Annotated in this window: 13 protein-coding genes; 12 read left to right on the top strand and 1 reads right to left on the bottom strand. The window is 64.3% G+C overall.

What is annotated here, in order from left to right; all coding sequences use genetic code 11:
• Positions 1 to 109: 109 nt before the first annotated feature.
• The 3 genes from NHF53_RS22670 (at position 110) to NHF53_RS22660 (ending at position 4296) form a co-directional block, all read left to right on the top strand.
• Positions 110 to 736 carry a hypothetical protein gene (locus NHF53_RS22670; protein ID WP_252836222.1) on the top strand — a complete coding sequence of 209 codons (627 nt, stop codon included), beginning with the start codon at positions 110 to 112 and terminating at the stop codon, positions 734 to 736.
• A gap of 71 nt (positions 737 to 807) precedes the next feature.
• Positions 808 to 1134 carry a hypothetical protein gene (locus tag NHF53_RS22665; RefSeq protein WP_252836221.1) on the top strand — a complete coding sequence of 109 codons (327 nt, stop codon included), beginning with the start codon at positions 808 to 810 and terminating at the stop codon, positions 1132 to 1134.
• Between the two features lie 51 nt (positions 1135 to 1185).
• Positions 1186 to 4296, top strand: coding sequence for a hemagglutinin repeat-containing protein (locus NHF53_RS22660; RefSeq protein ID WP_252836220.1), 3111 nt, complete (start codon positions 1186 to 1188; stop codon positions 4294 to 4296).
• A 571-nt stretch (positions 4297 to 4867) separates the two neighbouring features.
• Here NHF53_RS22660 and NHF53_RS24345 read toward each other — a convergent pair.
• Positions 4868 to 5107 (bottom strand): transcriptional regulator, encoded by a 240-nt coding sequence (locus NHF53_RS24345; protein WP_374591310.1) that lies wholly within the window; start codon positions 5105 to 5107, stop codon positions 4868 to 4870.
• Positions 5108 to 5210: 103 nt separating this feature from the next.
• On the opposite strand from NHF53_RS24345, the gene NHF53_RS22655 reads away from it, so the two are divergent.
• From NHF53_RS22655 to NHF53_RS22615, 9 genes are all read left to right on the top strand, one after another.
• On the top strand, positions 5211 to 5561 hold the full coding sequence (locus tag NHF53_RS22655) for a hypothetical protein (RefSeq protein ID WP_252836219.1): 351 nt from the start codon (positions 5211 to 5213) through the stop codon (positions 5559 to 5561).
• Between the two features lie 317 nt (positions 5562 to 5878).
• Positions 5879 to 6205 carry a hypothetical protein gene (locus tag NHF53_RS22650; RefSeq protein ID WP_252836218.1) on the top strand — a complete coding sequence of 109 codons (327 nt, stop codon included), beginning with the start codon at positions 5879 to 5881 and terminating at the stop codon, positions 6203 to 6205.
• A gap of 51 nt (positions 6206 to 6256) precedes the next feature.
• The gene (locus tag NHF53_RS22645; RefSeq protein WP_252836217.1) at positions 6257 to 6481 is read left to right on the top strand and encodes a hypothetical protein; all 225 of its coding nucleotides are present in this window, start codon (positions 6257 to 6259) and stop codon (positions 6479 to 6481) included.
• Between the two features lie 161 nt (positions 6482 to 6642).
• Positions 6643 to 7836, top strand: coding sequence for a DUF932 domain-containing protein (locus NHF53_RS22640; protein ID WP_252836216.1), 1194 nt, complete (start codon positions 6643 to 6645; stop codon positions 7834 to 7836).
• A gap of 174 nt (positions 7837 to 8010) precedes the next feature.
• Complete coding sequence (locus NHF53_RS22635; RefSeq protein WP_252836215.1) at positions 8011 to 10134, top strand: ParB/RepB/Spo0J family partition protein; 2124 nt, start codon at positions 8011 to 8013, stop codon at positions 10132 to 10134.
• A 255-nt stretch (positions 10135 to 10389) separates the two neighbouring features.
• Positions 10390 to 14685 (top strand): strawberry notch-like NTP hydrolase domain-containing protein, encoded by a 4296-nt coding sequence (locus NHF53_RS22630; protein WP_252836214.1) that lies wholly within the window; start codon positions 10390 to 10392, stop codon positions 14683 to 14685.
• Entirely contained in the window at positions 14685 to 15725 is a 1041-nt protein-coding gene (locus NHF53_RS22625) for a toprim domain-containing protein (protein WP_252836213.1), read from the top strand. Before NHF53_RS22630 ends, NHF53_RS22625 begins: the two co-directional genes overlap by 1 nt.
• 357 nt (positions 15726 to 16082) lie before the next feature.
• Positions 16083 to 17009 (top strand): DUF2493 domain-containing protein, encoded by a 927-nt coding sequence (locus tag NHF53_RS22620; protein ID WP_252836212.1) that lies wholly within the window; start codon positions 16083 to 16085, stop codon positions 17007 to 17009.
• Entirely contained in the window at positions 17006 to 17251 is a 246-nt protein-coding gene (locus tag NHF53_RS22615) for a hypothetical protein (protein ID WP_252836211.1), read from the top strand. Before NHF53_RS22620 ends, NHF53_RS22615 begins: the two co-directional genes overlap by 4 nt.
• Positions 17252 to 17908 lie beyond the last annotated feature (657 nt).

Here is a 17908-nt window from a genome sequence, read left to right as displayed (position 1 = left end):
ACTGATTGCTCAGACTACATTACCATCAACTCGAAACGACACACCTTCTCCACCGTGAAGATGGGGCTCGAAGCCGAATACCCCATCTGATTCCGACATTAGCAGAAGTTTGCCCGACGTCACCCAACCGAATTGTCTTTCCACGTCGTTGGCGTGGCTCATGGCGCAAGCTGGCGGCGCAGCGGCCGATATCGGCGTCGAGGCGGATTCCCCTGCCGGAGTTGATCCGGCTCTCGTATTATGGCGAAAGTGGATTGCTGCGTTTGGCGAGGCCGAACGGCTTTGTCGACGGCAGCAGCGTCTCGAACGCCTACTGATCGAGAGCGTCGGCTTTCCCTACATCGATGTGACCGTGCCCGGTGAGGCCCGGACCGCTCGCGTCTCTACACCGGATGAGGTGGATGGCCTGCATGGCGACAGGCCAGATTTCGCCGTTCCTCGATCCGAAGCACAAGCAGCACTCGCCGAGCAGCGGAGAGCTTGGGACGATCTGGACGCGCAACTCGGATACAGCCACGCGAAGATCGCCGAGACCGACGCTTTCGCCACGCAGGAAGAAGCTGCGGATGTCCTTTGGTCAGTTCCCGCTTGCTCTGTCGCGGGCACCGTCGCGAAGCTTCACGCCATCCTTCTCATCGGCGATGGGGACGGCTCCTCCGACGAATTCCCGTGGCCGCAAATCTGTGCCGTGATGACCGACCTCATAGGCATCGGCAACGATGACCTTCGCGCCTGACCCGCCAACGGTTCGCCAGGCGCCGACAGTCAACCGCATCCCGCCCGCCTATCCTCCACTGGAGACCCACCATGCCCGACGCCGGATACCGACGCGCAGTGAGTTGCACCTTCTACACCTATGTCTACGGCGACGACCTCACGAGGACCAGCCGCCGCTTTTATGACACGCAGGATTTGGCGCGGCGGGATGTCATGACCTTTCGCAGGGAATTGCTCGCGGAGAAGGATCGCAGCGATCTGCTGCCGGACATGAAGATCGTGCGGATGGAAACGGTACCGGTGACGCCGCAGGCCCTCGTTTCTCTCTTCAACGATCTCGACGGCACGCTCGGCGGCTTCATCCGCTCGCGGGAGGTTGTCGAAGTGATCACCGAGCCGCAGGTGCGGACAGGGTAGAGCGGTTTCTACTTATTTGCCTATCAGGACTGCGGTCGTTTCAAGTTCATCATGTCCTTGCTCCGCCACCCTCCCGCATTCCTGACCGGCGTTCTCGCCGCCCTTCTTGCCCTGCAGCCCGCTTTCGCGGCGGTGGCCGGACGTGCGGTGTATTCTCCTGTGCCGGCCTCCCGTCTCGGCGCCTCGGGCAATGTGACGCTTTACGCGGACAAGACGGTCGCCATCGCCGGGTCTGAGGTCACGGCGGGCGAGGATATCGCGATTTCCGGCGAGAGCGTCGCCGTCATCGGCGCGCAGGAGGCGCACGACCTTGCGATCGGCAAGGAAACCTCCGGCCTCTTCGCCGGTTCGGGAGACGGCTTCTTCTCGCTCTGGGGCGAGGAGGAGAAGGAAAAGAGCGGCAGCACCGTCGTCAATGCCGGCTCCACGATCACGGCGGGCGGAAACGTCTCCGTCACCGCCCGCGCTCGCGACATCGACATCGTCGGTTCCGGGATTGCGGCCGGCGGCGACATCGCGCTTTCCGCCGCAAACGACGTCAACGTGACGCCCGGCGCCGAGAGCGCCATGTCACAGGAGACGGAGAAGCGTTCCGGCTTCGGCATCAGCCTCTCGTCGGGCAACGGCTCGGCCTCCATCGGCATCGGCTACGGCTCGGCCGAGGATGAGGTCACGCAGTCCTCCGGTACCAATGCGCTTTCCACGCTCTCGGCCGGACGCGATATCACCATCACGGCCGGCAACGACGTCAACCTGCAGGCGGCAAAGGTCGAGGCCGGGCAGGACATCGCCCTCTACGCGGTCAACGACGTCAATCTCCTTTCTGCCCAGGACGAGACGAACTATGCGCATCGGCACGAGGAATTCTTCGCCGGCATCAGCCTCAACGTCCAGTCGAGCCTCGTCAGCGCCGCAGAGGCGACAGGCGACCTGGCGAACAAGGTCGCCAATGTCTCCGACGGCTATTCGGCGGCAAATGCCGCCTTTGCAGGGCTGAAAGCCTATGACGCGCTGACGCCCGTCGCCAAGGGCGACATTGCGTCCGCCTCCCTGACGATCGGGTTCAGTTCGCAGAAGACCTCGGAGACGGCCTCCACCACCACGCCTGTGGTGACGACGCTGAGCGCCGGCAACTCCGTCTCCGTCACGGCCGGGACCGGAGACATCAATGCACACGGTGCGCAGATCTCCGCAGGCTTCGATGCCAACGGCCTTCCGACCGGCGGGGCGGGCGATGTCAGCCTTTCGGCCGGCAACGACATCAATCTTTCGAGCGTCGGAGCAAGCTCGTCCTCGTCGTCCAGCCCGCAATCCTCCGGGGCGGGGATCGGCGTCGGCATCGGCCTCAATGTCACGACCGGGATAAGCGCCGGGCTGACCGGCCATGCCGAGGCGGCGTCGGGCTCGTCGGACGGAACCGCGGTGACCCAGCTCAACTCCCATGTGACCGGTACCGGCGATGTGACGCTCCGGTCCGGCCGCGACACCAACCTGAAGGGCGCCGTCGTCTCCGGTGAGACGGTGACGGCGAAAGTCGGCGGCGATCTCAACATTGCCTCCGTCGCCGACACGGGGTCGCAATCGAACCAGTCCGTCTCCGGCGGCCTTTCCATCGGCGGCGGCAGCGGCCTGATCTCGGGCGTTCAGATCGGCGGCGGGGCGGGTTCGGGCTCGACGAACTGGATCTCGGAGCAGTCCGGCCTCGTCTCCCGGGGCGCAATGGAGGTCACCGTTGCCGGCAATACCGATCTCGACGCCGGCAAGATCGTCTCGGAGTCCGGCGAGCTGACGCTCGACACCGGCACGCTGACCTACCGGAACTTCGAAGGCTCGAAGGAGTATGAAGGCTTCAGCGCCGAACTCGGGCTCGATCTTTCCGGCAGCACCGATGCGGCGGGCAATTCCACCGCCAACCATACGCTCGAGGGGTCCTATCAGCTCGATGATACCCGCCAGAGCGTCAAGGCGACGGTCGGGCCGGGCGAGATCACTATCCGTGACGGCGAGCAGCAGGCGGCGCTGGAAAAGGACGGCACCTCCACCCTGCCGCTCGACGAGCTCAACCGCGACCCTGACCAGGCCTACACCATCACCCGCGACACCCACGTCAACATCGATGCCTACATCTCGTCGAACAGCCTCGAAGCCGCGGCGAAGGGTCTCGAAGTGGTCGGCCGCTCGCTCGGCCAGGCACTCGAAGCGCTCGGTGGCAGGCTGGCCGCCTCCGGCGACCTGACGCCGAAGGAGCTGGAGACGGCGAAGAAGGTGGCGGCGGCCCTCGATGCGGGAACGCTCGACCTCGAGGCGCTCGCCACGTGCTCGGGCAGGCAGGGCTTCAATCTCCTCGATCTCTTCTTCACCCCGGCGCATGCGGCGTCGGGCTGCGTGCTCTTCGACAGGAACGGCAGGGAGATCACCGAGCTGACGCCCAATGAGCGCGAAGCCTGCGTGCAGATGCTGGCGACGCTCATGGCGAAGTATTCGGAAGAGTACCTTGTCGGCGGTGCGGGGAAGGGAGAACTGCCCGGCACGGTCAGGACGATTGCCTCGGCCCTGCGCAAGATCGGCTCGGACGAAGAACTTGTCGCCGGCTTCCAGGCGGCGGGCATGTCCGCGGCGTTCATTCGCGATCTCTCCGTCAGGCTTGCGCTGGGGGAGGACGGCTATGCCGAGTTCAAGAAGGCGATCGAGCCGCTCGCTACGGCCGGTCAGTTGACAAAAGAAGCAGCCAGCCTTGCCATCGAGCGCATAGCGTCCGATCATGGGCTCTCGGCACAGGACACGAAGGACCTCAAACTCGTCGCCGGCGTCACAACCGCCGTCATCATCGGAGCCGTCGGCGCGAAGGGCGGGCATCCAAACAGCGTCTCCCCGGCTTTGGTGCCAAAGGTGGTAGACGCCAAGCTCGCGAATTTTGTTCAGAATGTCTACAAAGGAGTGAATAATCCAAACATGGTCGGCAATGGGACGCTGGGCGATGCGGTTCGGTACGAGCTGGCCTCAGGAACAAAAGTTCACGGACGAGGTCATATAGTCAAGGCGGAAGAGACTATCCGTGGATTGCAGAACTGGTTGAGAAATACTCCGGAAGCGCTTGCGGTTGATCGTGCGGTGGCAGTTGATATCATTTCCGATTTGGAGCGAGCGTTGAAGGGGCAATGATGAGTGCGCTAACGGTCTCCTTTTCGTGTCATCTTGCGTTTCGATTTCAGCAGCTTCTTTCTCCGCTCGACCAGCATCTGCGCGACAACAGTTGTGAAGTTTTGCCTCACATATTGATGTCGGAATACTGTAGGTTTGTATGCGCTCGGGATCAGTCTAGCAGCTGGATCAACGAGCTATTCGAGTACCTTGAGGATGCGTTTTCGGAAACTGATGATGAGGTAAGTGAGGTCATAGCAGTCTCGTTCATCGAGAATTTGCCCGATCCCGCAACGCCTGAGCACTGGGCTATTGGATTGCTCGGCCCAAAGATGAAGCGGCAGTACAGGAGGATCTACGGTTTGTCCAACGAGACCAACTGAGGCTAGGCGACGTGAATACCGTCAACATTGAGCCGATCCGGCGATCGACGAGAGTAGCGGCTGGATTTCCGAAGAGCGCTTATGTGGGATCGCAGGCTGTGCAGAGGTGGCGTGTGCCGCGCAGCGGGCGTCTTGAGACGTTTCCAACAATGCGACACCAGTCGCGCTTGGGGCCACATCGGCTCGGCTGCCGCAATCCATACGGTCGTCTACTCCGCGTCTCGCGGCTTTGCCAAGCGGACGCCGGCGCCGCCGCCATTCTCCGGAATGAAGACCACGCCTGCTCGTTCAAGAGTCAGCTTCAAGAGCTTCAGATTTGAAGCCCGCATTTCTCCGCCTTTTTCGAACGCGCGCAGTGACACCACGCTGATCGACACGTGCCGCGATAGGTCTGCTTGTGTCCAATCAAGGAGGCCACGTGCGGCCCGACACTGCTCTGCTGTAATCACAACTTACCTTTTACGAAAGTTTTGCCTTGAAAACATAAGTTATATAACTTATGCTTATCAAAACTTAGCGTCGAAAAGGGTAAGTTGCAAAGGGGCGTGCGAAATGCGCAGGCATCGCGGCGTGAGCCGATCTCGATCTGCATCGGATCCCGAACTCGAGGGGCTGATTACCTCTTACATCGAAGCGCGCGCCATGTGGCTTGATAGCGTGACCCTAGACCGCGATCTTCCTTCCGAAGGAGATATCTTCGAGAAGTTCGAAGCAACGGGGCGAGCCTTTGTTCGTCATCCTTGCATGGTCCTCAGTGCTGTCCGGCGCAAGGTGTCCTTTCTGCTCGAAACCCCGGATCTATATCTGGTGGTGAAGGAAGACGAGGTACAGGGCCAAGAGTTGTTGCGTATCTTTCTTTCGTCGCTGAAAGGCGGTGAGTCAGCAAAGAAATCCAGGTCATGAAACCACATGGACTTCGCAGCTGAGAGCTTTGAGGGTTGTTCGCGAAAAAGCGGGCGACAACCGCAGAGCGGCATACTAGAGTGAACATAAGGCAGTGACGCGCTGCCTTGGGGCGTCGAAACCCCTACCAGTAGCTGGTGCCGGCTGATACGGCACCACACTCCTTGACCTATGGTCGGGGAGCCTGTGGCGTATGCAACAGGCCTCCGGCTAAAGGCTACAGGGCCGTCTGGTACGGTTTCGAACTCCCCGATCACCAGGGGTCAATGAGCATGGACGCGGGGGCGTACCGCGGATGCTCCAATCGGAACCGAACAATGGCTGATTTCCCACAAGCCACCGGCTCAGGCTTCACCTTCTACACTTACGTTTTCGGCGATGATCTCACGAGGACCAGCCGCCGCCTTTATGACACGCAGGATTTGGCGCGGCGGGATGTCGTGACCTTTCGCAGGGAATTGCTGGCCGACAAGGATCGCAGCGATCCGCTGCCGGACATGAAGATCGTCCGCATGGAGACGGTGCCAGTGACTCGCCACGCGCTCGTCTCGCTGTTCAACGATCTCAACGGAAAGCTCGGCGGCTTCATCCGCTCGCGGGAGGTGGTCGAGGTGATCACCGAGCCGCAGGTGCGGACAGGGTAGGGCGGTCTCTGCTTATTTGCCCATCAGGACCGCGGTCGTTTCAAGTTCATCATGCCTTCCGCTTTCCTGACCGGCCTCCTCGCCATCGTGCTCGCCCTGCAACCCGCCTTCGCGGCGGCGCAGGGGGCCAGCAGCACCGGCTTTTCCGCGACCTCCTCGGGTGCGGGTTTCGGCATCGACCTCGGCAGCGGCCTTCCCGTTGCGTGCGGCAGCCATGCGACGGGCGAGGGCGAGGGCACCGTATGTGGCGGAACCTTTGGGAGCGGCGGGCCGTGAACCCGAACGGCTGCCTCCGATGCCGGAGCCAGGGTCTCGCACGGTCCATTTGCCGAGATCTCCTCGAAACCTATCCGTAGAGTGAGAGATTGGACGGGATTTCCGTGACGGGTTGAAGGCCGGGAGAGTGGCTTCCGGCGCCCGTCATGGAGTTTCGTCCCATGGATATGCAGTTTCCGGAAGCTTGTGGTGCCGCGAGCGGCGGCTATATGGTCGATGTCACCCGCGGCGAGCGCGTCGGCCGCGTGTCGTCCGAGTGGTTCTCGCGTCCCGACGACCAGCGCTTTCTCTCCCTGGCGGACCTGGCGCAGACCGTGCGCGACCGCTCGGAGCGCAGCCGTACGCGCGTCGTGGAAAGCGAACTGATCCACGTCGAGGCAAGCCGCTCGCACCCTGAGCGCCTGGGGCTGATCCTGCCGGGCGCCGACACCCCCGTCGCGCCGACGCACTGGAGCTTCGGCCAACTCGCCAGCCTCATCGGTGCGCCGGCCGCCTATCTGCGCCAGCTTCCCGCCGCGCTTGCAGGAATCAACATGCAATATGGCCTGTCCTCCCACAGGGCCGAGCAGATCAAGACCTTCGAAACCGAGGATGGCCGGGTCGAACTGCGCGCTGTGACCGGCCCGGACTATGGCAGGATTCATGACTACGAGCTCGTGGAAGCCATTCAACGCATCGCCGGCAACGGCACCGGCGATACGCGCTGGAAGGTCCCGGGCGTGCTCGACTGGTCAAGCGGGACATATAATCCCCACGTCGACATCTCGAAGGATACCACCACGCTCTACGCATCCGATCGCGACGTGTTCGTCTTCCTCGTTGATGATCTGAATCCTATCGAGGCCGGCCGCCTGCCGGACGGATCGCCCGATCTCTTCTTCCGGGGCTTCTATGCCTGGAACAGCGAGGTCGGCTCGAAGACTCTCGGCATCGCCTCCTTCTATCTCCGTGCGGTCTGCCAAAACAGGATGCTTTGGGGGGTGGAGGATTTCGAGGAAATTGCCATCCGCCACAGCAAATACGCCGCCTCGCGCTTCGCCCATGAGGCGGCTCCAGCACTGCTGAACTTCGCGAACTCGTCGCCCGTGCCCTTCGTCAATGGTATCAAGGCGGCCCGGGCGCGGATCGTGGCCAAGACCGACGAGGACCGCACGGACTTCCTGCGCCGCCGCGGCTTCTCAAAAGCGGAGACCGGCAAGATCATCGATACGGTGCTGGCCGAAGAAGGTCGGCCGCCCGAGTCAATCTTCGATTTCGTCCAGGGCATCACCGCGCTCGCCCGCACCAAGCCCCATCAGGATGCCCGCCTCGACATGGAGGCGAAGGCGAAGAAGCTTCTGGACCGAGCCTCGTGACTCCCACGGAGCCGGAAATCTGCCTCTTCGTATTTCCGGCTTCGTGCTTCTCCGTCTCCACGTTTTTCCGGTACGGCGGCGCCCCCCCCCTCAGAGGAAGAGGACGGCGCTTCTCTTCGTGACGGGTTTCTGGTCGAGAGAGAGGCTCTCGGCGCCTGTCGCGGAGTAACTCAGATGGCAACTGCCGTTCAGAAGATCGTCCTGTCGTCGGCGCGCGACATCCCCTTCAACAAGCTGGTGTTGAGCCAGTCCAATGTCCGGCGCGTGAAGGCCGGCGTCTCGCTCGAGGAGCTGGCCGAGTCGATCGCCCGTCGCGGCCTCATCCAGAGCCTTCACGTGCGACCGGTCCTCGATGCCGACGGAGCCGAGACCGGCATGTTCGAGGTGCCTGCCGGCGGGCGCCGATATCGCGCGCTCGAACTGCTGGTGAAGCAGAAGCGCGTCGCCAGGTCCGCACCGGTCCCCTGCGTCGTCGGCGACCCGAACAGCGACGTCACCATTGACGAAGTGTCGCTCGTCGAGAACATCGACCGTGCGCCGCTTCATCCGCTCGACCAGTTCCGCGCCTTCCAGCGTCTGCGCGAAAAGGGCATGAGTGAGGAGGCGATCGCCGCCGCCTTCTTCATCAGCGCCACCGTCGTGAAACAGCGCCTGCGCCTCGCCTCGGTCTCGCCGGCGTTGCTGGAGATCTATGCCGGCGACGGCATGACCCTCGAACAACTCATGGCGTTCAGCGTCAGTCAGGACCATGCCCGCCAGGAACAGGTGTGGGAAGTCGTCAAGGACAGCTGGCAGAAGGAACCCTACCAGATCCGCCGCATGCTGACGGAAACGTCGGTGCGCGCGTCCGACAGGCGGGCGCTTTTCGTCGGCATCGAGGCTTACGAGGAGGCCGGCGGCGTGGTGCTGCGCGACCTTTTCCAGTCCGATGACGGAGGCTGGTTTCAGGATGTCGCGTTGCTCGACAGACTGGTCGGCGAGAAGCTGAGGGCCGTTGCCGACGAGATCGCAGGCGAAGGCTGGAAGTGGGTCGAGGCCGCATCGACCTTCCCCTATGGCCACGAGCACCGGCTTCGCGCGCTCGCCGGGACGACGGTCGAATTGACGGAGGAGGAGAGGACCACTCTCGAGGCCTTGCGGTCGGAATATGCTCGTCTGGCTGACGAATACGAGGGCGCAGAAGAATTACCGGACGAGATCGACGCACACCTTGGCGAAATCGAGCGGGCGGTCGACGCCCTCGAACAACGCCCGGCGGTTTACGCTCCGGCCGACCTTGCCGTTGCCGGCGTCTTCGTCAGCGTTAATGTCGACGGTACGCTGTCGATCGATCGCGGCTATGTCCGCCCCGAGGATGAACGTCCGGCTGCCCGCAACGAGGACGGCGCGCAGGAGACGGACGACCGTACCGGCCAGCCGGTCGCTCCCCTCGTTCAGCGCGCGACCGTCACCGTGGACGGCGAGATCACGGAGCCGGAAAATGACGAGGAGGAGGGCATAAAGCCGCTGCCCGAGCGCCTCGTCGTCGAATTGACCGCGCACCGGACGTTGGCGCTGCGCAATGCTGTTGCCGAACATCCTGACGTCGCCATGACCCTGCTGCTGCACAGGCTGGTCAGCGACACCTTCCGGCCTACCGCGCCGACCGGCTGCCTGGAGGCGAGCGTCCGCCACGTCTTCTTCTCCGCCCAGTCGGAGGAGTTGAAGGACAGCGTGCCGGCACGCGAGGTCGCCGAGCGGCACGAGCAATGGGGCGATCACGTTCCCGCCGATGACCAGGCACTGTGGGACTGGCTGGCCGGTCTCGACGACGGCATGCGGCTTCGTCTTCTCGCCCATTGCGTCAGCTTCGGCGTGAACGCGCTCTGCGAGCGGCCGAACCCATACGGCGGATCAGGCGTCAGCGAGCATGGGCTCGCTGCGCGCCTCGCCCAGGCGGACCGGCTGGCGCGCGCGACCGGCCTCGACATTGCGGCAAGCTGGAAGCCCACCGTCGGCAACTATCTCGGGCGCGTCACCAAGCCGCGCATTCTCGACGCCGTCCGCGAGGGCGCGGGCGAGCGAGCAGCCCAGCTCATCGATCATCTCAAGAAGGGCGACATGGCCAAAGAGGCCGAGCGCCTTCTTGCCGACACCGGCTGGCTGCCGGAGCCGTTGCGTCTGCCCGCTCCCGATGAAGGTGAGTGCACCGAGACAGGCGCCGAAGATACGGCGTTGCCGGAATTCCTCTACGGGATCGGTAACGACGATGGAGCGGATGAGATCGGGGACGAAGACGCGCCGATGAACGCGGAATGATCCCGAGGAGGCGCTTCCGTCGCAACCTGCATGTTTGCAGGTGAAGTGCAGGGCGCGTGCCGCAGTCCCACGCGGCATCGCCCGCTGCCCTGGACTCTGGCTTGCAGCGCCTCGCCCCACGGCGGGGCGCTGAATTCATGTCGCGGTCGCCGACGCCGAGAGGAAGAGGTCCGCCGGGAGGAAGTGAGCCCGGCCGGTCGAGAGAGAGAGAGCCTTCCGGGACTTCCCGTTCCCGCTCTCCTGAAAGCTCATCCCATGAATATCCGGTCTCCCGTCCACGTTGCGGACGCGCCTTCCGTTCTGGCTGCCGCACATTACCTCCTCGAACCTCTCGAACGCGGGCAGCGCATCGATGCGACCGTGCTGCGCACCGCCATGGAATCCGCCCACGGCGTCTCGGACTCCGCCGGCGCCTGGGATTGGAAGACTGCCTATGATGCCTGCGAGGCCGCGACCGTCCTGTTTCTACGCAAATACGGAAAGGCGCTTTTCCGCAAAGCCGGATCTCCGGCTGCGCGGTTGTCGGCCATCGGAAAGATCGCGGCGCTCCTGCCGACGCAGACGCGCCGCTCCGAGGAGAGCCAGGCGCTTCAACAATTCTCGACGCCTGCTCCGCTCGGCCTCGCCGTCGCCACCGCCGCCGGCATAACGGCAAGCGACATCGTACTGGAGCCTTCCGCCGGCACGGGCCTGCTCGCCATCCTCGCCGAAATTTCAGGCGCCACTCTATTGCTCAACGAACTGGCCGAGACCCGTGCGGATATGCTTGGCCATCTTTTTCCAGCCACTCCCGTCACGCGCTTCGACGCGGCCCAGATCGACGATCACCTGGAGCATATGGCGATCCCGAGCGTCGTGCTGATGAACCCGCCATTCTCGACAATGGCGCATGTCTCCGGCCGGATGGCCGATGCCTGCTATCGCCATGTTGCGTCAGCGCTTGCCCGCGTTGCGCCTGGCGGGCGGCTCGTGACGATCACCGGCGCGAACTTCGCACCAGAAACCCCGAACTGGCACGACGCCTTCGTTCGCTTGCAGGCGCGTGGCCGCGTCGTCTTCTCGGCCGCGATCGATGGTTCCGTCTATGCAAGGCACGGCACCACGTTTCCGACGCGGCTCACCGTCATCGACAAGCTGCCCGCCGACGATCCGACCGTTTTCCCGGCCTCACCCGGCGCGGCGCCGGACGTCGCTACGTTGCTCGGCTGGATCGAGGCGCACATCCCGCCGCGTCTGTCCGTCAGCCTGCCGGAGGGGGCACCCGCGTTACACCCGGCGCCAACGCCAAAGAGTGTGCGCGGATACCTTGCGCGCCCGTCAGCCGCGCATCCGACCGCTGTTTCCGATCCCGAAGGCGTCGAACTCGTCTACGAGACCCTGGACTGGACGCCGCCCGACGGAGCCCGGCTGACGGACGCCATCTATGAGGAATACGGATTGCAGTCGATCCGCATCCCCGCTTCGGCGGCCCATCCCACAAGGCTCGTGCAGTCCGCGGCTATGGCAAGCGTCGCGCCGCCGAAGCCCCGCTATCGACCGCTGCTGCCCGCGCGCATCCTGGCCGAGGGACTGCTCTCCGATGCGCAGATCGAGACGGTCATCTACGCCGGCGAAGCGCATGGCGAGTTCCTCGCCGGTTCATGGACCGTGGACGAGACCTTCGATCTCGTTTCCGCCGCTGGCGATGGTGCGGCCGGCGCCGTCCGTTTCCGTCGTGGCTTCATGCTCGGCGACGGCACGGGCGCGGGCAAGGGCCGCCAGTCGGCTGCGATCATCCTCGACAACTGGCTGCGCGGGCGCCGCAAGGCCGTCTGGATCAGCAAGTCGGACAAGCTCATCGAGGACGCGCAGCGTGACTGGTCGGCGCTCGGCATGGAGCGCCTGCTGATCACACCGCTGTCGCGCTTTGCCCAGGGCAGAGAGATCACGCTGACGGAAGGCGTCCTGTTCACGACCTATGCGACGCTACGCTCCGACGACCGCGGCGAGAAAGTCTCGCGCGTCCGGCAAATCGTCGAATGGCTGGGCGCCGATTTCGACGGAGTGATCATTTTCGACGAGAGCCATGCCATGCAGAATGCCGGCGGCGGCAAGAGTGAACGCGGCGACGTCGCCCCCTCGCAACAGGGACGCGCTGGCCTTCGGCTGCAGCACGCGCTTCCCGATGCCCGCGTCGTCTATGTCTCGGCCACCGGCGCCACCACGGTCCATAATCTCGCCTATGCCCAGCGACTCGGCCTCTGGGGCGGCGAGGATTTCCCGTTCGCCACGCGCGCCGAATTCGTGGAAGCCATCGAGGACGGCGGTGTCGCAGCGATGGAAGTTCTCGCGCGCGACCTGCGCTCGCTCGGTCTCTACACCGCCCGCTCGCTTTCCTATGACGGTGTGGAATACGAGCTGGTTGAACACCAGCTCTCCGACGAACAGCGCCGTATCTACGATGCCTATGCCGGGGCTTTCCAGGTCATCCACAACCATCTGGACGCGGCGATGGAGGCCGCCAACATCACCGCCAGCGACGGCACGCTGAACCGCCAGGCCAGGTCCGCCGCCCGCTCGGCCTTCGAGTCGGCCAAGCAGAGGTTCTTCGGTCATCTTCTGACCAGCATGAAGACGCCGACCCTGATCGCCTCTATCGCGCGCGATCTCGAAGAGGGGCACGCCGCCGTCATCCAGATCGTCTCTACCGGCGAGGCTCTGATGGAGCGTCGCCTGGCCGAGATCCCGACCGAGGAATGGAACGACGTCCGCGTCGACATCACCCCGCGGGAATACGTCCTCGACTACCTTGCCCATTCCTTCCCGGTGCAACTCTACGAGCCGTTCTCCGACAGCGAGGGCAATCTGTCGTCACGGCCTGTCTATCGGGATGGCCAGCCCGTCGAAAGCCGGGAGGCTGTCGCGCGGCGCAACGAACTGATCGAGCGGCTCGCCTCGCTCCCGCCGGTGCCAGGCGCGCTCGACCAGATCGTGCAGCGCTTCGGCACCGACTTGGTTGCCGAAGTGACAGGCCGGTCCCGCCGCATCGTCCGTCACGGGGAGCGACTGGTAGTCGAGAATCGGGCTCCCTCCGCCAACCTCGCCGAGACGGCCGCCTTCATGGACGACCTGAAGCGGATCCTTGTGTTCTCGGACGCGGGCGGCACCGGCCGCAGCTATCACGCGGACCTGTCGGCAAAGAACCAGCGCCTGCGCGTGCACTATCTGCTCGAACCAGGCTGGAAAGCCGATACCGCCATTCAGGGCCTCGGCCGCACCAACCGGACGAACCAGGCGCAGCCGCCCTCGTTCCGTCCGATCGCAACCGACGTGAAGGCAGAGAAGCGCTTCCTCTCCACCATCGCCCGGCGGCTCGATACGCTGGGCGCGATCACGCGCGGCCAGCGTCAGACCGGCGGCCAGGGCCTGTTTCGGCCCGAGGATAATCTGGAATCGTCCTATGCACGCGATGCGCTCCGCCAGCTCTATCTGCTGGTCGTGCGCGGCAAGATCGAGGGCTGTTCGCTCCATCGCTTCGAAACCGCCACCGGCCTCACGCTGACGGACGCGAACGGCATCAAGGACGAACTCCCGCCGATCACCACCTTCCTCAACCGGCTGCTGGCACTGACCATCGAGCTTCAGGGCGTCCTCTTCACCGCCTTCGAGCAGCTTCTCGACGCCAAGGTGGCCGGCGCCATTGCCAGCGGCACCTACGATGTCGGGCTGGAAACGCTGACGGCGGAGAGCTTCGTCGTCACCGACCGAAAGACCATCTACACTCACCCGGCAACCGGCGCTGAAACCCGGCTCCTCACCATCACCGAGCGACGCCGCAACCGGCCGCTGTCGCTCGATGAGGTCCTGCTACATCTCGAAGGTGGTTATGGCAAACTGCTGGTGAACAGCAAATCCGGTCGCGCCGCCGTTCAGGTTCCAGCGCCCGCGATCATGCTCGACGACGGTGAAATCGAGCGGCGCGTCCGGCTGATCCGGCCGATGGAGCACCATCACGCCTCGCTCCGGATGATGGCGGACAGCCATTGGGAGGACGCCGATCATTCGAGATTCGCCTCCGCCTGGCACCGCGAGGTGCAGGAAACGCCGCAATTTAGCGAAAGCACCATCCACATCGTCGCCGGACTGCTCCTGCCAGTGTGGAAGTGCCTACCGAACGAGTCGACGCGGGTCTATCGGCTCCAGACTGATGACGGCGAGCGCATCATCGGGCGCCGTGTATCCCCGGCCTGGGCGGCGGATGCGGCATCGACCGGCAGGGCCAGCCTCACGGCGGACGACGCCTATGCAGCACTTGTTGACGGACGGACCATCCTTGATCTTGCCGGAGGGCTCCAGCTTCGCCGCGTCCGCGTCATGGGCGCGAACCGCATCGAGCTCTCCGGTTTCACCGAAGCGATGCGGGAGCGTCTGCGTGCCTATGGCCTGTTCACCGAGATCATCTCGTGGAAGCTGCGCTTTTTCGTGCCGGTCGACACATCCGGTCCCGCGATCCTTGGCAAGTTGCTCGACACCTTTCCGATAGAGCGCATCTCGGAGCGGGAGAGAGGCTGATGGCTCGTCTCGTCGCCTCCGATCTTGCCCACCGTCTCGGCCGGCAGGCCGAGGCAGTGTGCCGGTACTATCTCTCCGCCGGCCTCAAGCAGGGCAACTACTGGCTAGTCGGGGATGTGCGCAACACGCCCGGCCGATCCATGTTCGTGCGGCTGAAGGACTCGCCCAAGGGGCCGGCCGGAAAGTTCACCGACGCTGCGACAGGGGAGCACGGCGACCTGCTCGACGTGATCCGCGAAAGCTGCAGATTGAACGACTTCGCCGATATCGTCGAAGAAGCTCGGACCTTTCTCAGCATGCCACATCCCGAATCTGAACCGGCGCAGAAGGAGCATGCCGCCACGCCAGTGCCGTCAGGCTCCGCTGAGGCGGCGCGGCGGCTCATCGCCATGTCGCAGTCGATCGGCGGTACGCTCGTGGAAAGTTATCTCCGCAACCGGGGGATCACGGCTTTCCGAGGGACCGGAAACCTCCGTTTCCACCCGCGCTGCTTTTATCGGCCCGACGAGCACAGCCCGACCGAAACCTGGCCTGCCATGATTGCCGCTGTCACCGATCTTTCCGGCAGGATCACGGGCGCGCACCGTACCTGGCTCGCACCCGATGGCCTGGACAAGGCTCCCATCGACACGCAGCGCAAGGCGATGGGCGACCTCCTCGGGAACGCCGTTCGTTTCGGTGTCCCCGGCGAAGCCATGGCGGCAGGCGAAGGCATCGAAACCGTCCTGTCGGTTCGCGAAGCCATCCCCGGCATGGCGAGCGCGGCGGCACTCTCCGCGGCTCATCTCGCCGCCATCCTGTTTCCCGACAGCCTGCGCCGACTCTACATCGCTCGCGACAACGACCCGGCCGGGAACGGCGCACGGGACAGCCTGATTGAACGGGCGGACGCCGCCGGAATCGAGGCCATCGTGCTCTCGCCCAGGCTTGGGGACTTCAATGGGGATCTTCGGGTTCTCGGCATTGACGCGCTCCGTGCCAATGTCCGGGTGCAGCTTGCTCCACAGGATGTTACCCGTTTCATGACGCTGACGGCATAGCCGGGAAATGGGGAAGCGATGACGGTGCGCTGTCATCGTGCCTCGCCCGGATGCGTTCATCCATCCGAAGAGGACCGCGCCACGGCCTTCCAGAGGGCGATCGGCCCACAGCCGGGGCGGCCCGGCAATGGCGGCGGCCGACTATTTTCCGGCGGCGCCGGCCCACCCCACGCGGGCCAGGCCGCGCGGGGACCCCGAAGCCGCGCCTTTCCATCGCGAGGCAAAATAGCCGGCCTCTGCCATCCTCCGCTTCGCTCCGGCCCAGCCGCTTCGCGTCAGGGTGCGAGGCCGCCCCGCCCGCGGGCTTCGTCGCCATGAAGGCCGCGATGGTTGCGGTCCAGACCGACGGAGCATCCCATGAACGAGCACGACGACCACGAACCCCGTCACAGCCTCTCCCCGACCGCCCACGTGTTGCACGAGCTTCAGCTCTACGGTTATCGTCCCTTCGAGGACGAACCAGATTCCCGGCCGCTCCCGGAAGCTGACCGCGTCGCCGGTGCCATCGCCGACATCTTCGACGCCCTGATCTCAACGCTTCAAGACACCCGCCTCGAGCCAGACCTCGACGATCTCCTCTGGTCGACCGTCAATCTCTTCCACCGCGCATCCGATCGCATCGGTCGCGAACTGGACGACAACGAGCAGGCACAGCGCCGCAGCCAGCGCGAACAGGACGGCAGCGAGGTGAAATCCGTCGAGCTGGAGCGCCTCACCGCCGAGGGCCAGACCCTTCTCGAACGTCGCGACGCCTTCGAGCTGATGCGTGACCAGGCTGCCGACCAATATGAGCGGCACACCGGATCAAGCTGGCGCCCGCGCACCGGCTCCATGGTCAATCACCGCAACCTTACGGCGGCGATGATCGACAGCCGCGACTTCATCGCCGCCAGACGCCGTGCAGAAGTCGAAGTCCTGCTGCCTGCCGGGCCGAAAATCGCCTTCTCCGGCGGCGACAGCACGGATCACAGGCTGATCTGGGCCAAGCTCGATCAGGTCCACGCCAGGTACCCGGACATGGTACTGATGCATGGCGGATCGCCGAAGGGCGCAGAGAAGATTGCGGCCCGCTGGGCCGACACGCGCAAGGTGCCGCAGGTGGCCTTCAAGCCCGACTGGACGAAGCATGCAAAGGCTGCACCATTCAAACGCAACGACCAGATGCTGGCCGTCATGCCGATCGGGGTCATCGTCTTCCCCGGGACCGGCATCCAGGACAATCTCGCCGACAAGGCCCGCAAGCTCGGTATCCCGGTCTATCGCTTCGGTTCCGGCGGCGCGTGAGCGCCGCCAGCTCACTCTCGGTGACTGCGCCTATTCTGGTGGCGGAGCTCTCGATCGGCATCAGCCGGGTCCTGTTCATGTTCGCCCGTCCCGTGTGTGCGCGACCACCGGTCGCGCCCGTCCTCGTCGCACCTGCCGAACTGGCCCGCGATCACGCCACGTGCGGCGTGGTGAAGCACATCGTGCCGTCGGAGATATGGGAGATCGCCTTGTCTTCGTTGGCGCAATTGCCGTCGGAATAACGGGGCTCGTGCGGGCGGCTGGCATCGCGGCCATCGCGGTAAGCGGTCCGACCAAGGTAGAGGGCCTGCTCGCTTCTCGATACGTCGCCCCGGCTGGACCAACGCGGCCACCGGCAAACCGGTCTCGGTGCGGAGAGACGTGAGCGCGGAGCGGTTATGGGATATCATCGGACCCGAGGCTCGAGACTCGCAATCCCGGTGGTCCGCCCGAAGCAGAGGCGCCTGGGTCCGAAACAACAGGCCGTGGCGCAGTCAGACTTTCCCGGCGGGACGAGCGTGGCGGCGAGGATGCACATACGGCCTGACGGTAGGGAGGAATAAGCCGGTGAGAGATCGTTCAGTCTCTATGTCTGTCGGGCCAGGTCGCCATCATCTCCGTCGATCCTCCGTCCACCGACCGCTCCGGACGGCCTCTTCAATGGGCTGATCTGGCCGAAGACCGGCTCCGCCTCGACCGCCTATGCCGCAACGGCGCGTCCCGACTTTCTTCCCCTGCCGGCACCCACCCCATGCAGCTTGCTGCATGGGGACCCCGGGATGGCCGTCATTCCTCGCGAGACATGTGTGGACACCCCTTCGGTCAAGGCCTGATTTGATAAAAATGAACTCCGGTAGAGTGCTCACATGTGTCCGGCCTTGATATTCGCAGCATGGAAC

This window comes from Ciceribacter sp. RN22, from assembly GCF_024054295.1.
Classification (GTDB): domain Bacteria; phylum Pseudomonadota; class Alphaproteobacteria; order Rhizobiales; family Rhizobiaceae; genus Allorhizobium; species Allorhizobium lividum.
The sequence above is the reverse complement of the archived record's forward strand: the minus strand, read 5'-3'. Positions and strand labels throughout refer to the sequence as shown.